We start from the raw sequence: 13,736 nt of genomic DNA, 5'->3' as shown, positions 1-13,736 counted from the left end.
TATAAAATGAAAAGAATTAATTTATTACTATGCCTGTTAACTACCGGCATGTGCTTCATACTCATCTCTTTTGTTAAGCCCGATAAACCTACCATATACCTGGTAGGCGACTCGACCGTTGCAGGCGGCTGGGGAAAGCTTATGTACCGTTATTTTGACACCAGTAAGGTGAGCATTCAAAACAGGGCAGTATCGGGTACCAGCAGCCGTACATTTTACACAGGTGTATTTCATGACCCATCGCAGGTTAAAAATGGCATGTGGAAGCCTGTGGCTACGCAATTAAAACGCGGCGATGTAGTTTTTATACAATTTGGCCATAATGACGATAGTCCCGTAAATGACACCCTGCGTTCAAGAGGCAGCATGAGGGGTATCGGCAACGACTCAACAGTTATTCAAAATCATTTCACCAAAAGCAAAGAGGTGGTGCATACTTATGGCTGGTATTTATCGCGCATGGTTGACGAAGCAAAGGCCAAAGGTGCTACAGTGGTCATTTGTTCGCCCGTACCTAAAGACAAATGGAAAGATGGCAAAATAGACCGGGTAAACGAAAGCTATGGCAAATGGGGTAAGGAAGTAGCCGAAAAGAAAAAGGCTTTGTTTCTGGATTTGAACAATATTATAGGAGACAGGTACGAGAAGCAGGGACAGGAAGCCACAGCTAAATATTTTATCAATGACCACGTACATCCAACTACCGAAGGAGCGCAGGTAGGCGCACTTACTGTAGTTAATTATATCAAAGCCAGTAACCTTAAAATCAAAGATTATTTAACGCAATAACTATCTGCATCCAATATATACATTAGTCATGAATAAAAATATAAAACACATACTAATTATACTGGCTCTGTTTGCTTCGGCTTATAACGCTTCGGCCAAAGATTACCTCATTACCGATTTTGGTGCCAAGGCCGATGCTAAGACTGACAACACCGCCGCTATACAAAAAGCAATTGATGAGTGCAGTGCCAAAGGCGGCGGCAAGGTGGTTGTACCGGGCGGAGAATTTGCCTCGAGGATGATATCCCTGAAATCAAACATAAACCTGCACCTGGAAGCCGGGGCAAAAATCAGCGCTATTGCTAACGGCGCCAAGTATACCAGCCTGGTAATGGGTAACGAAGTGCAAAACGTTTCGGTTACCGGTAGCGGCACGCTTTTTGGCAACGGCGGCAAATTTACCATTGGCGAAGAAGCTCCCAATCGTCCGTACATTATATTTTTCAAAAACTGTAAAAACGTATTGGTTGAGGATGTCCATCTTTTACAATCAGCATCATGGACGCTTCGCCTGTTTGGCAGCGAGCATGTGATCGTTAGGGGTGTGTCTATTTACTCGCATGCCAACTTAAATAATGATGGCATCGATATAGACGGTAAAGACATCATCATTACAGGTTGCCATATTGACTCGGGCGATGATGCAATTTGCCTTAAAAGCGAGGACTCAACCAAACGTGTTACCGAGAATATTACCATTACCAATTGTATAGCGGCTTCAAACTGTAACCTTATTAAAATGGGTACCGGCTCAATTGGCGGTTTTAAAAACATTTCTATCAGTAACTGCTCGTTGCGCCGGGCTACCGAGTCGCCGTTTCATAAGTGGGCTGATAAGCCCGACCATTATATAGGTATACCTATCAGCGGTATATCGGGCATTGCTTTGGAAATTGTAGACGGAGGCGTACTTGATCAGGTAAGCATCACCAATATCACCATGACGGGAGTGCAAACACCCATATTTATGCGCTTGGGTAGTCGTAAAAACCCTACCGGGAGCTTTAAGAACGTGATCATATCAAACATCACAGCCACGAGCCATAGCCGCATGTCGAGCATGATTGCCGGTGTGCCGGGGTTCAATATTGAAAATGTAACGCTGCGGGATATTTTGATAAACAGCCAAGGCGGCGGCACCCGTGAAGATGCCGAACGCAAGGTGCCTGAAAATGAAAAGGACTATCCCGAGAACCGCATTTTTGGCTGGACCATACCTGCGTCGGGTTTATATGTGCGACATGCCAGCAACATCAATATTGATAACTTTCAGGTGAGATTAGCCGCTCCTGACGCCCGCCCTGCGTTATACCTTGATGATGTAAAGCAACTTAAAGCCACAAACGTAAAAGTGGACGGCGAATACATTATTGATAAAGCGGTGTACAAAGCAAATGCAGTTAACACATCGGTAAACCAGTAGCTTAAAATGGCAATATCAGGCAAAATGCAAAAAGTGAAACTACGTTTACGTAGAAGCATCCTTGTCATTATCTTATTACATATCACAAGTCTGCTTTGCCATGCACAGCCTGAGTTTGATGGCATTGGCAGCACACGTAAGTTTATGGCCCATACCGATGCTGCTAATGCCATGTATCATTACTTTGCCAGGCAGGCATACGGCTATTTGAATGACCGGTCGACGCAGATCAGCAAGCTTTCTGCTTTAAAAGATTGGCAAGCCAGACAGGAGCGGATGCGTAACAAATTAGGGAAGGCTGTTGGCGCTTTCCCTCAAAAACAGCCGCTTAAACCTATTATAACATCAACCATTGCAAGACCCGGTTACAAAGTAGAAAATGTGGTATACCAATCGCGGCCGGGGTTTTATGTTACAGCATCTATTTTTATACCTGTTAAGGGTAAGGAAAATGAACCCTTACCAGCAATAGTTTATTGCAGCGGACACATTTGGGAAAGCTACCGCTCGGCGGGATATCAAACCGCTATTCTTAATTTGGTAAAAAAGGGATTTGTTGTACTTGCTTATGATCCATTGGGTCAAGGCGAAAGGTTGGGGTATTTGGATTCGGCTACTCAGCGTTCCCGCCTTGTATCGCCATCGAACGAGCATTCATACCCCGGCGCACAACTATTTATAACCGGTAATACGCTGGCCAACTATTTTATTTGGGATGGTATCAGGGCGGTTGATTACTTGCTTACCCGCAAAGAGGTTGACCCTAACCGTATTGGCATTACCGGCCGGTCGGGCGGGGGGACGCAAAGCGCATTCATTGCTGCTTTTGATGACAGGATAAAGGCCGCAGCACCCGAAGATTATGTTACAAGTTTTAATTGGCTGTACCAGTCATTAGGTCCGCAGGATGCTGAGCAGAACTTCATGCACGGCATTAGTAGCGGTATTGATATGGCCGATTTATTGGCGGTGCGCTCTCCTAAGCCCACATTGGTAATAGCCACCAGCAGAGATATGTTCCCTATACAGGGTACCATGGAAACGGTAGAAGAAGTTGCCCCTTTGTATAAGTTGTATGGTAAGCCTGATCAGTTTGCAATGGTTACTGACGACAGCGGACACGAATCGACAAAAAAGAACCGCGAAGCGATGTATGCTTTTTTTCAGAAAACCTTAAATAACCCGGGCTCGTTAACCGAAGAAGAGATTGCATACCTATCACCAAAACAGCTTCAGGTTACCAAAACCGGGCAGGTGGCTACCTCTTACAAGGCAGAAACTGTGTTTAGTTTGAATCGTAAGGATGCTTCGGTCAAAATGAAAGTGTTGAACGATCAGCGTAAAAACTCACCCGACTATTTAAAAAGCCTTCTGCCTGTAGCTAAAAATATTTCAGGCTTTCGCGAACCGGTTAAGATTTCTAAACCCGTTTTCACCGGGCGGATACAGCGCGACGGATACGTGATTGAAAAATTTATGGTGAAAGGGGAGGGTGACTATGATATACCATACCTGTTATTTAGGCCAGATACACCTGGCGACCGGGCACTTCTCTATCTTGACCCTAAAGGCAAAGCGGCATACGGAGCAAAATCGGGCGAAGTGGAATGGTTTGTAAAACGAGGAATTACCGTAATGGTGCCAGACATGCTTGGCAACGGGGAGTTAGGGCCTGGCGTGTTTCAAGGCGATTCCTATATCGACAGCGTTTCTTATAACAATTGGTTCTCTGCCATGCTCATTGGCCGGAGTATCACAGGTTTGCATGCTGGCGATATTGTAACGCTGTCGCGCTTATTGAAAGCGCAAATTGGGGCTAAAAAGGTGTTTGGATTAGCTATTAGTTCTTTATCACCAGCGTTGCTACACGCAGCTGCTTTTAGTGATGATATAGACCGTGTTGCCATGATTGAGCCATACACCTCTTACCTGTCAATTGTAGAAGATGAAAATTACAAACCATCGTTTCTGCACAGTACGGTGGCCGGTTCGATAGGGCAATATGATTTGCCTGACCTTGCCGCAAGCTTGGCGCCTAAAAAGTTGCTGATAGTTAATACTTGCGGAGCTGATAGTAAACCAGCAAACGCGAAGAAAATTGAAAAAGAGTATAGTGTTACCAGGAAAGCATTTTCGGTTCGTAACACCATCGATAATTTAATTATTGAGTCGGGCTTGAATATCAATAGTTATAGCTCATTTGAAAAATGGATTAAAGATTAATCATTCATAGTGCGCCCATTAACCAATTAATACACCCGTATAAACACACCGGCCTAAACCTTATCCAATTAATTAAACCTGATATTATGGCACATAAAATATTCAAGAAATCATGTGTAGTGTTGTTATTGTTATGCCTGTTTTGCGAAGCTTACTCGCAGGAAACAATCAACATAACCTCTTTTGGCGGCAGCCCTAATAGTTACTCAGATGTAATTCCTGCCATAAACAGGGCTCTTGGTTACTGCAAAGGCAAGAAGAATATCACCATACAATTTCCTAAAGGCAGGTATGATTTTTTCCCGCGCGAGGGCAGTTCAAATACGGTGGGCATGAGCGTTTATAAGCAAAATGGCGTAACCATAGATGGCGGCGACTCAGAGTTTATCTTTCACGGAAAGATGCAGATTGCCAATGTCGACTCCAGCACCAATATTGCGCTGCGAAACTTTACGGTTGATTGGGATCGCCCCTTTACGTCGCAATGCCAGGTAGTTGGTGTTACCGATACGTACCTCGACGTGAAAATTGACCGCGAAGCTTACCCATATCAAATAGAAAAAGACACTATACAGTTTACCGGCGAGGGCTGGAAGCTGCCGGTGTTAAAAATGTACGGAACGCTTTATGATAAGTTAAATAAAGAGATAGTATACAATACCTGGGATGCACCTTTGGGTAATATTTTTCAGAGTAAAGCTGAGCAGCTTGCGGGCGGCGTGGTAAGGTTTCATGGTAAGCCCAGTATAAAACCCGAGATAGGGACTTATGTAGCATTATTTCATATAAGGTATGGTAATGTTGGCATTCATATCCAAAACAGTAAGGATGTACTGCTGCAGGATTTGAAAATTTACCATACGTTAGGTTTTGGGTTAAGAGGCGAACGGACCGAAAACATCACCATGAGAAACGCCTCTATATGTGTAAACGATCAAAAAGGCCGGGTATTTAGCTGTACTGCCGATGCCACTAATTTCGTAAACTGCAAAGGTGTCATCAAAGTTGAAAATTGTGCTCACACAGGGCAGGGCGACGACTTTATTAATATTCATGGACGCAATATGGCTATCACTAAAATAGCTGGTCCTAATACAGTGGAGTTTAAGGATGCCCGGTTAACCACCGTGGGCGACAGTGTGTGGTTCATCAATAAAACCACGGCTCAAAGAGGGGAAATACGTGTGGTAAGCTCAGTTAAAAAAAATAAGGACAATTATGCATTAACTTTTACCAGTCCCGTACCCGCCAATATCAACGCCGGCGACTTTGCCGAGAATAAAACCTGGACTGCAGGCTTGGAACTTCGCCGTTGTAAAATATTGAAGCGCAACCGCGCGCGTGGTTTGCTGGTAACAACGCCTAAACGCGTAGTGATAGAGGATAACTATTTCCGTACCGCCGGCACGGCTATTTTAATAGAGGGTGACCTTAACTTTTGGTTTGAGGCAGGCGCCACCACTAACCTCCAGATAAAAAACAACGTGTTTGAAAACTGTCTTACCTCCGGCAATAAAAATGGCAACCGTGGCGAATGGGGCGAGGCTGTGATCACTATTACACCATCACACCAACCGCAAAACTCAAGTACCGAACCCTATCATAAAAACATACGCATTACCAACAATCAGTTCAAGGTTTTTGATGCCCCGTTAGTAAGGGCGGTATCTGTAAGGGGTCTGTATTTTGATAACAATCGTATAATTAAAACCGATAAATATGCGCCTTACACCTGGCAAAAATCTGCTTTCCTTTTGGATGGCTGCCGTGAGGTAGAAATAACCCGCAACAAGCTCGACGATAAATATACAACCCATGACGTAGCGATAAGCCACATGGAAAATTCGGACGTTAAAATACCCGACGGCTTATTTAAGCTTAACCTGAACGCCACACGGTAATCATCGTCAGCAAATGAAGCTATCCAAATTTTGCATAAAACGGCTATCTGCGCTATCACTGTTTATGTTTACTGCATTGTGCAGCTACGGCCGCGTTATATTGCCCGCACTGGTAAGTTCCAACATGGTGCTGCAGCAAAAAGCTACAGTTAAGCTTTGGGGTAAAAGTACCCGAAGCGGAAGTTTACAGATCATTGCTTCGTGGAATAATAAGCAGTACAAAGCCGCTATAAACAAGGATAGTACCTGGCATATTAACGTTACAACTCCCGCTGCCGGAGGGCCATATAACATCACCTTTAATGACGGTGAAAAGGTTACCCTTACTAATGTGTTGATTGGGGAAGTGTGGTTTTGTTCCGGTCAATCGAATATGGAAATGCCGGTAAGGGGATGGAAAAATCAGCCGGTTACAAATTCGGCAGAATTGTTACTAAATGCTGATAATCCAAAGATGCGTTTGTTTACCGTAGCGCGAAATCCATCCTTAACACCGTTAAATACTTGCAACGGCGAGTGGAAACAGGCGGACATTGAAAGCGTAGGCAGTTTTAGTGCCGTGGCCTACCAGTTTGGGTTAATGCTGCAGCATCGCCTTAAAGTGCCGGTAGGGCTAATCTTCTCCTCATGGGGCGGTACTAAGATTGAAACATGGATGGATAAGGCATCTATCACGCAACATCCTGAGATCGAACTGCCGACGCAGCTTCCGCCACCAACGGTAGACCGCCAGCCGCCTACCGCATTGTATAATGGAATGGTGCACCCCATTACCAGCTACGCCATCAAAGGGTTTATTTGGTACCAGGGCGAGGCCAATAAAGATGCGCCAAACCTGTATAAAAGCCTTTTCCCGCAAATGGTAGCCACTTGGCGTAAGCAGTGGGGCGGGGGTAAGCTGCCATTTTATTATGTGCAAATAGCACCTTATCATTATGGTCGCGATAGCACCAATAAAGGTCCGCAACGCTTACGCGAGGTACAACTGAACGCAATGAAAGTGATACCAAACAGTGGCATGGCTGTTACTTTAGATATTGGAGCAGAACGCTTTATACACCCGCCCGATAAGATAACGGTTGGCAAACGTTTAGCACATTGGGCACTAGCTAATACCTATAATTTTAAAACGCTGCCCTTTTCCGGCCCTGTATACCGGTCAAAAGCAATCAAGAACGGGCGCCTCCAATTATACTTTGATTACGCACCGTTAGGCTTAACCTCTTACGGAAAGGATTTAACCAACTTTCGAATAGCTGGCGCTGATAACGTTTTCCACCCTGCGAAGGCGAAGATTACTAATGAAGGTATAGAAGTTTGGAACGACAAAGTTAAAGAACCGCTAAACGCGCGATATGCTTTTGACGAGTGGGTAATTGGTGAATTGTACAACGTTGAGGGTTTCCCTGCATCCTCATTCAGGACCGACAGTTTGCTGATTTCCAACAAACCTTAATGAGATAATGAACGGGAGTGTGTTTTGTTGTGTGTTCTTTTCCGTATTTCAACCTAACAGCAATTCCCTTGCTAAGTGACATTTGGCTCAATAGGGGCGATAAATGGGCATATACTTTAATTCGTGCTGTGTCACCGTTTGTTAGGATGGTAACTTAGAAAACACTTATTACACGTAATTAAGCATAAGGATGCTCGTCATCTTAAAGATAAGGTTTGAACCCTGTAGGTAGATTGTATCATTCTTTTGTCGATTTGTATCAAATCTCCACTTTAAAGTTGCTAACCATAGCAGTAGCCCGCTTGCCGGCATTCAGCACTTGTATTCTTTAGGAATTAAACTGTATGTTTACTTAACCGATTATTTACATGCAGCTAAACTCCTTGAGTGATTCCGACTTATGGTCTTTGATCATTGGCGATAATTATCGTGCATTCTGTGAGCTATTTGACAGGTACTGGTTAAGACTATTCAAAACGGCACAGAAATATCTTGATTGCGAAATTGCTTGCGAAGAGGCTGTGCACGACCTTTTCTTAAATTTATGGAATCGGCGGAAGTTTTTGGTGATCCTCAATGTTGAACATTATTTAAAAGCATCTATACGGTATCAGGTTTTTAAATATCAAAAAAAGCTTAAAACAGAAATTATATCTTACAGCGAGAATCTTGAGAATAGGACCGAATTGGTCAGCTATAATCAAGGTAGTGAAAGGTTGAAATCCAGCGAATTAGAGCGGCAACTTGAGTCATATTTGAATGCGCTTCCACTACGTTGCAGGGAAATATTTTTACTTAGCAGGAGAGATTATCTTTCTAACGATGAAATTGCTGCAATGTTAAAAATCTCAAAGCGCTCGGTGGAGAATCAAATTACTATTGCGTTGAAACACCTGCGTTTCAATCTTAAGGAGATAATGATATTATTGGTCTTATCTGCCCACAATCTTTAAGTAAGTCTACAACACGCCCGGTAACCAGGCATTCGCTGTTTCAATTTTGAAGCTATACTAGAGATAATATTATATCGGCATATATATATATTCCCACCACGAATGACATTTTTAGGTTAGCTCCTGCACATCCTTCTTTTACCTAGCAAATCCACACAGTCTTTGTGTCGTTAGTATTATACAGAAAAGTATTTCTACAGACAAAGTTATTCACATCACAAATTTTAATAAAAGTTAGTGTGTGCGGCATTCAGAAGACACTCTATAATTTTAAAGGCTTGCCTCAATAGCCTACAATTATGAAACGAAGCGAGTACCTCATTCTTTTTGAAAAATTTTTAGCGGGGGAGGCCTCTGAAGAAGAGATCGCGAAAGTAATGACTTACAAAGACGATCTCGAATTGGCTGAAGCCAAGGAAATGGATGCAGAAGAGCGTGAACGTGGGGCTCGTATCTTGTCCGGGTTAAATGAGGCTACCGGTCATGGTGCCCGTTCTGTGCGGTACCATAATACCTGGCTATATGTAGCAGCAACAATACTGGTTTTGCTGGTTACAGGCATTTATTTATGGAGCAACATTTCAGGCCCTAAAGAAAACAACGCTTCATACGCTCTTAGAAATAATGACGTAAAGCCCGGCAAAGATAAAGCAGTATTAAAGCTGGCCAATGGGAAAGAGGTCGTTCTGTCTAATCAGAGTAGTGGCACTTTAGTTAATCAGGGAGGCATCACAGTAAGTAAAGAAAAGAATGGATCATTAAATTATATCATATCTTCAGCAGGCAAGGCAAATGCCACGTCAGGTTATAATACACTTACTACCCCGCGTGGTGCCGAGTACCACATTACACTTGAAGATGGTACAAAAGTTTGGCTCAATTCGGCGTCAACACTAAAATTTCCTGTAGCTTTTACAAATAAAGAGCGCCGTGTGCAAATTGCTGGTGAGGCTTACTTTGAGGTAGCTAAGAATAAGCATAAGCCTTTTAAAGTGGTTTTTAACGATCAGGAAATAGAGGTGATAGGCACGCATTTTAATGTTAACGCATATGATGATGAACCTGATGCCAAAACCACGCTGCTGGAAGGATCGGTAAAAGTAACCCGTAATGGTAAAAAGCAGGTATTAACTCCCGGGGAGCAAGCTGTAAGTACCCGTAACCAGCGCGGCTTTACTGTAAATAAGGTTGATGTTCAGGAGGCTGTAGCCTGGAAAAATGGCTTTTTTCAATTCCGTAACGCAAGCCTGGTCAGCATCATGCGTCAGGCATCACGCTGGTATGATGTAGATGTGGTTTACGAAAAGGGTTTTTCGCCTGATGAATATGGCGGCCGCGTAACCAAGTACAAAAACATTTCCGAGTTATTAAACAACCTGGAACTTACAGGTACTGTTCACTTTAGACTAGACGGAAGGAGGATCATAGTTATGAAATAACGGTTCCCGTTGTATAACTGCGTCCTAAAATGATCACCGGTTACATTGCCGCGTCCCCGGTGATCCCAGCCTTGAGAAGCTGGATCAGGTCCGCATTTCAGTAGTTCAAAAACCAATTATACACTAACCTAACATTCAAATGTATAAAAATTTTACTGCAATAATATGCAGGGCTTGCTCCTGCGTTCCACCTAAATTTCTGAGAGTAATGAAATTAACCATCGTAATGTGGGCATTGGCCCTGATTCAGGTTAACGCAGCAAGCTTTGCACAGAAAGTTAATATCCGCGTTGTAAATGCGTCAATGGATGACGTTCTTACCAACTTAAGCGTACAAACCGGGTATAACTTTATCTATAATTCGGCAATGATCAAGACGGCCAAACCCGTGAGTTTGAATATAGCTGATGGGTCATTGACTGATGCCCTTAATAGTTGTTTTAAAGACCAGCCACTGAATTTTATAATAAACGGCAATACGGTCGTCATTAAAAAGAAAGTCACGCCCGCAACGTCAGCTGCTACTATCGCTACGCGATCAGCTGCACCAATCGTTATCACCGGAACTGTTACCGACAATAAAGGGCAACCGTTAGCAGGGGTCAGTATATCAATTAAAGGCACAACCACCGGAACGGCTACTAACGCTGAGGGTAAGTTTACTTTACGAGTACCAGATGATAACGGTACGATGGTATTCAATTTAATAGGTTTCACCACCCAAGAAATCGCTTTAAAAGGTAAAAACGTTATTAATGTTGTGATGGAAGAAACTCCATCGGCATTGAATGAGGTTGTAGTAGTGGGCTACGGTACTCAGCAAAAGAAAGATGTAATTTCTGCAGTATCATCCATAAAGGGTAGGGATATTGAGAACTTACCCGTAGCAACTCCTCAATCTTTAATACAAGGCCGTGCCACTGGTGTTCAGGTGATACAAAACTCTGGTTCTCCGGGTAGCGGTGTTACCGTGCGCATAAGGGGAACTACTTCAATTAACGCGGGTAACGATCCTCTTTATATTATTGATGGCGTGCCGGTAGAATCAGGCAGCTTAAGTAGTATCAGCTTATCGGGCAGTCAGCCATCGGCACTTGCTGCCATCAATGCTGATGATATTGAATCGATGGAGGTTTTGAAAGATGCGGGTGCGTTGGCTATTTACGGATCAAGGGCTGCCAATGGTGTTGTGCTAATTACTACCAAACATGGTAAAAAGGGTAGCACCGTATTCAACCTTAATTATTACACCGGTTTCCAGCAAGACAATCCTAACCGCAGGGTTAAGTTGATGAACAGTCAGCAAGCTATTGACCTTATACAAGAGGGACGTGCCAATGCATTGTCTGACGGTATAACCTCTTTATACGGATTTTTATTGCCCGCACCTGATGGTACGGTTTCAAACACCGACTGGCAAAATGCCTTGTTCCGCACTGCCCCAATATCCAACTATGAGGTATCTGTACGTGGCGGAGAAAATAAACTGAGGTTTTCGGTTAGCGGAAGTTATTTGGATCAGCAGGGTATTATAATAAAGTCGGGCTTTACCCGCGGTACAGGTCGTATTAACCTTGATTATGATGCATCAAGCAAATTCAAATTTGGTACTAATTTGTCATTGTCAAGGTACACCAACAACAGGGTGTCTACCGACGATGGTGCCTCTTCACTTATACAGGTGGCTTTAAAAAAATCCCCCTCTTTACCTATCTATAATCCTGATGGAACCTTTTACCAGGGAGATGTGTCAGGCTTTATAAACCCGGTGGCATTTGCTAATAAGCTCAAATATGTGAACCAGGTAAGCACGGTAAAAGGCAATATTTATGGCGAATACACAATTATACCGAAGCTTATATTACGAAGTACAGCAGGGATTGACTATGATGCTGTTACCGATCAGTTTTTTCAACCATCTGATGCGGTGCGTAATGGTGTTGCGGTAGGAGAGGCGTTTAATTCTAACGTAACCGGCTGGATCATTGAGAATACATTAAGTTACTCTCACGATGTTGGCAAGCATCACTTAACGGGGCTTTTAGGTTACAGCCAGCAGGAACGTAGCTCATTTGCTTTGAACGGAAGAGGTACGCCTTACTCAACTAATAATATTTATACGTTAAACGCGGCCACAACACCAACCAGTGTATCGTCAAGCACGTCGGCTTATGGTTTGTCCTCAGCCTTTGCACGTGTAGGTTATGCTTACAATGACAAATACTTGTTGGAGGCTTCGGCACGTCGCGATGGATCATCAAGATTTGGGGCTAATAAACGTTACTCCATTTTTCCAGCGGTCTCTGCTGCGTGGCGCGTATCAAATGAGGCATTCTGGAATAAGAACTCTGTTATAAATGATTTGAAATTCAGAGCAAGTGTTGGCAAAACGGGTAACCAAACCATTGGTGATTATGTTGCTCAGGGGCAGTACTCAACCGGAGCCAACTACATAGGTCAAAGCGGTATAGCACTCACCACGCTCCCTAACCCTGATCTTACTTGGGAGACCACGCTTCAGTACAACGCCGGACTTGATATCTCGCTCTTGTCATCAAGGTTGAGTTTTACTGTGGATGCCTACGTGAAAAATACTTCTAACCTATTACTGCAGGTTCCTTTACCTAACACCTCAGGGTTCGGCTTTGTGCTGCAAAATATTGGTGCCACGCAAAATAAAGGCCTTGAATTTGGGCTAAACACGATCAATATTGACAACAAGGACCTATCATGGCGCAGCAACTTCAATATATCTTTCAATCGTAATAAAGTTGTACAACTTTACAGTGGCGCGGCAAACATTATCCAAACCGTAGGCGCTGGCTTGTCAGGATCGCTTACATCATACAATATTTTGCAGGTTGGCAGCCCTATTGGCAGTTTATATGGCTGGAGGCAGTCAGGTGTATACCGCAATTCAACTGACAACACAGCTAAAATAACTAGCACAAGCTTTGGTACCAATGGGTATGTTTTCAAAGGTGGCGATATGATTTTTCAAGACCTGAACGGTAACGGCACAATTGATATTGACGACCGGATGATTATTGGCAATGCGCAGCCGAAATTTACAGGCGGCTTTAATAATGCGGTAACCTGGCGCAATTTTGACCTTAACTTATTGATGACGTTCAGTTATGGCAACGATATTGTCAACGGAACGAGGTACGCTGCAGAATCGGCTACTGGTTTTAACGGATCAGTAACGCTATTGAACCGATGGAGAAATGAAGGTGATATCACTAACATTCCACGCGCTAACTATGTAGACCCTGCTGGTAACAGGCGGTTTTCAAACCGCTGGATAGAGGACGGTTCATACCTGAGAGCAAAGAACCTGACAATTGGCTACAAACTGCCTGCAAGCTTACTTGGGAAAGTAAAAGTAAGATCATGCCGACTGTACGCAACCGCACAAAACCTCTTCACGCTCACTAAATATACCGGTTATGACCCTGAGGCCAGTTCTATTCAATTGGGGGTTGATCAAGGCACCTATCCTCAATACCGTGCTTACATTTTTGGAATTAACGTTGGATTTTAAATCGAAAA

At 43.5% G+C, this 13,736-nt stretch carries 8 protein-coding genes; all 8 read left to right on the top strand.

Annotation, left to right across the window (positions count from 1 at the left end; all coding sequences use genetic code 11):
• Nucleotides 1-6: 6 nt before the first annotated feature.
• The 8 genes from GO816_RS17850 to GO816_RS17815 all read left to right on the top strand — a co-directional run bounded on the left by GO816_RS17850 (nt 7) and on the right by GO816_RS17815 (nt 13,728).
• Nucleotides 7-789, top strand: a complete 783-nt coding sequence (locus GO816_RS17850) for a rhamnogalacturonan acetylesterase (protein WP_198171568.1) — start codon at nt 7-9, stop codon at nt 787-789.
• A gap of 28 nt (nt 790-817) precedes the next feature.
• Nucleotides 818-2,212, top strand: a complete 1,395-nt coding sequence (locus tag GO816_RS17845) for a glycoside hydrolase family 28 protein (RefSeq protein ID WP_157543319.1) — start codon at nt 818-820, stop codon at nt 2,210-2,212.
• 6 nt (nt 2,213-2,218) lie between these two features.
• Nucleotides 2,219-4,435 carry a prolyl oligopeptidase family serine peptidase gene (locus tag GO816_RS17840; protein WP_157543318.1) on the top strand — a complete coding sequence of 739 codons (2,217 nt, stop codon included), beginning with the start codon at nt 2,219-2,221 and terminating at the stop codon, nt 4,433-4,435.
• An 86-nt stretch (nt 4,436-4,521) separates the two neighbouring features.
• Nucleotides 4,522-6,336, top strand: coding sequence for an alpha-1,3-galactosidase-related protein (locus tag GO816_RS17835; RefSeq protein WP_157543317.1), 1,815 nt, complete (start codon nt 4,522-4,524; stop codon nt 6,334-6,336).
• 13 nt (nt 6,337-6,349) lie between these two features.
• Nucleotides 6,350-7,792, top strand: a complete 1,443-nt coding sequence (locus GO816_RS17830; protein WP_157543316.1) for a sialate O-acetylesterase — start codon at nt 6,350-6,352, stop codon at nt 7,790-7,792.
• 383 nt (nt 7,793-8,175) lie between these two features.
• Nucleotides 8,176-8,745, top strand: coding sequence for a sigma-70 family RNA polymerase sigma factor (locus tag GO816_RS17825; RefSeq protein ID WP_198171567.1), 570 nt, complete (start codon nt 8,176-8,178; stop codon nt 8,743-8,745).
• A gap of 299 nt (nt 8,746-9,044) precedes the next feature.
• The gene (locus tag GO816_RS17820; RefSeq protein WP_157543314.1) at nt 9,045-10,184 is read left to right on the top strand and encodes a FecR family protein; all 1,140 of its coding nucleotides are present in this window, start codon (nt 9,045-9,047) and stop codon (nt 10,182-10,184) included.
• Between the two features lie 208 nt (nt 10,185-10,392).
• Nucleotides 10,393-13,728, top strand: a complete 3,336-nt coding sequence (locus tag GO816_RS17815; RefSeq protein ID WP_198171566.1) for a TonB-dependent receptor — start codon at nt 10,393-10,395, stop codon at nt 13,726-13,728.
• Nucleotides 13,729-13,736: the final 8 nt, after the last annotated feature.

This window comes from Mucilaginibacter aquatilis, from assembly GCF_009755275.1.
Lineage (GTDB): Bacteria > Bacteroidota > Bacteroidia > Sphingobacteriales > Sphingobacteriaceae > Mucilaginibacter > Mucilaginibacter aquatilis.
Note: the sequence above shows the minus strand (reverse complement) of the source record. Positions and strands in the feature narration are given on the sequence as shown.

Bases quoted from the DNA above. Each gene is read 5' to 3' on its own strand.
- GO816_RS17850 (WP_198171568.1), top strand. From the start codon at position 7: ATGAAAAGAATTAATTTATTACTATGCCTGTTAACTACCGGCATGTGC.
- GO816_RS17845 (WP_157543319.1), top strand. From the start codon at position 818: ATGAATAAAAATATAAAACACATACTAATTATACTGGCTCTGTTTGCT.
- GO816_RS17840 (WP_157543318.1), top strand. From the start codon at position 2,219: ATGGCAATATCAGGCAAAATGCAAAAAGTGAAACTACGTTTACGTAGA.
- GO816_RS17835 (WP_157543317.1), top strand. From the start codon at position 4,522: ATGGCACATAAAATATTCAAGAAATCATGTGTAGTGTTGTTATTGTTA.
- GO816_RS17830 (WP_157543316.1), top strand. From the start codon at position 6,350: ATGAAGCTATCCAAATTTTGCATAAAACGGCTATCTGCGCTATCACTG.
- GO816_RS17820 (WP_157543314.1), top strand. From the start codon at position 9,045: ATGAAACGAAGCGAGTACCTCATTCTTTTTGAAAAATTTTTAGCGGGG.
- GO816_RS17815 (WP_198171566.1), top strand. From the start codon at position 10,393: ATGAAATTAACCATCGTAATGTGGGCATTGGCCCTGATTCAGGTTAAC.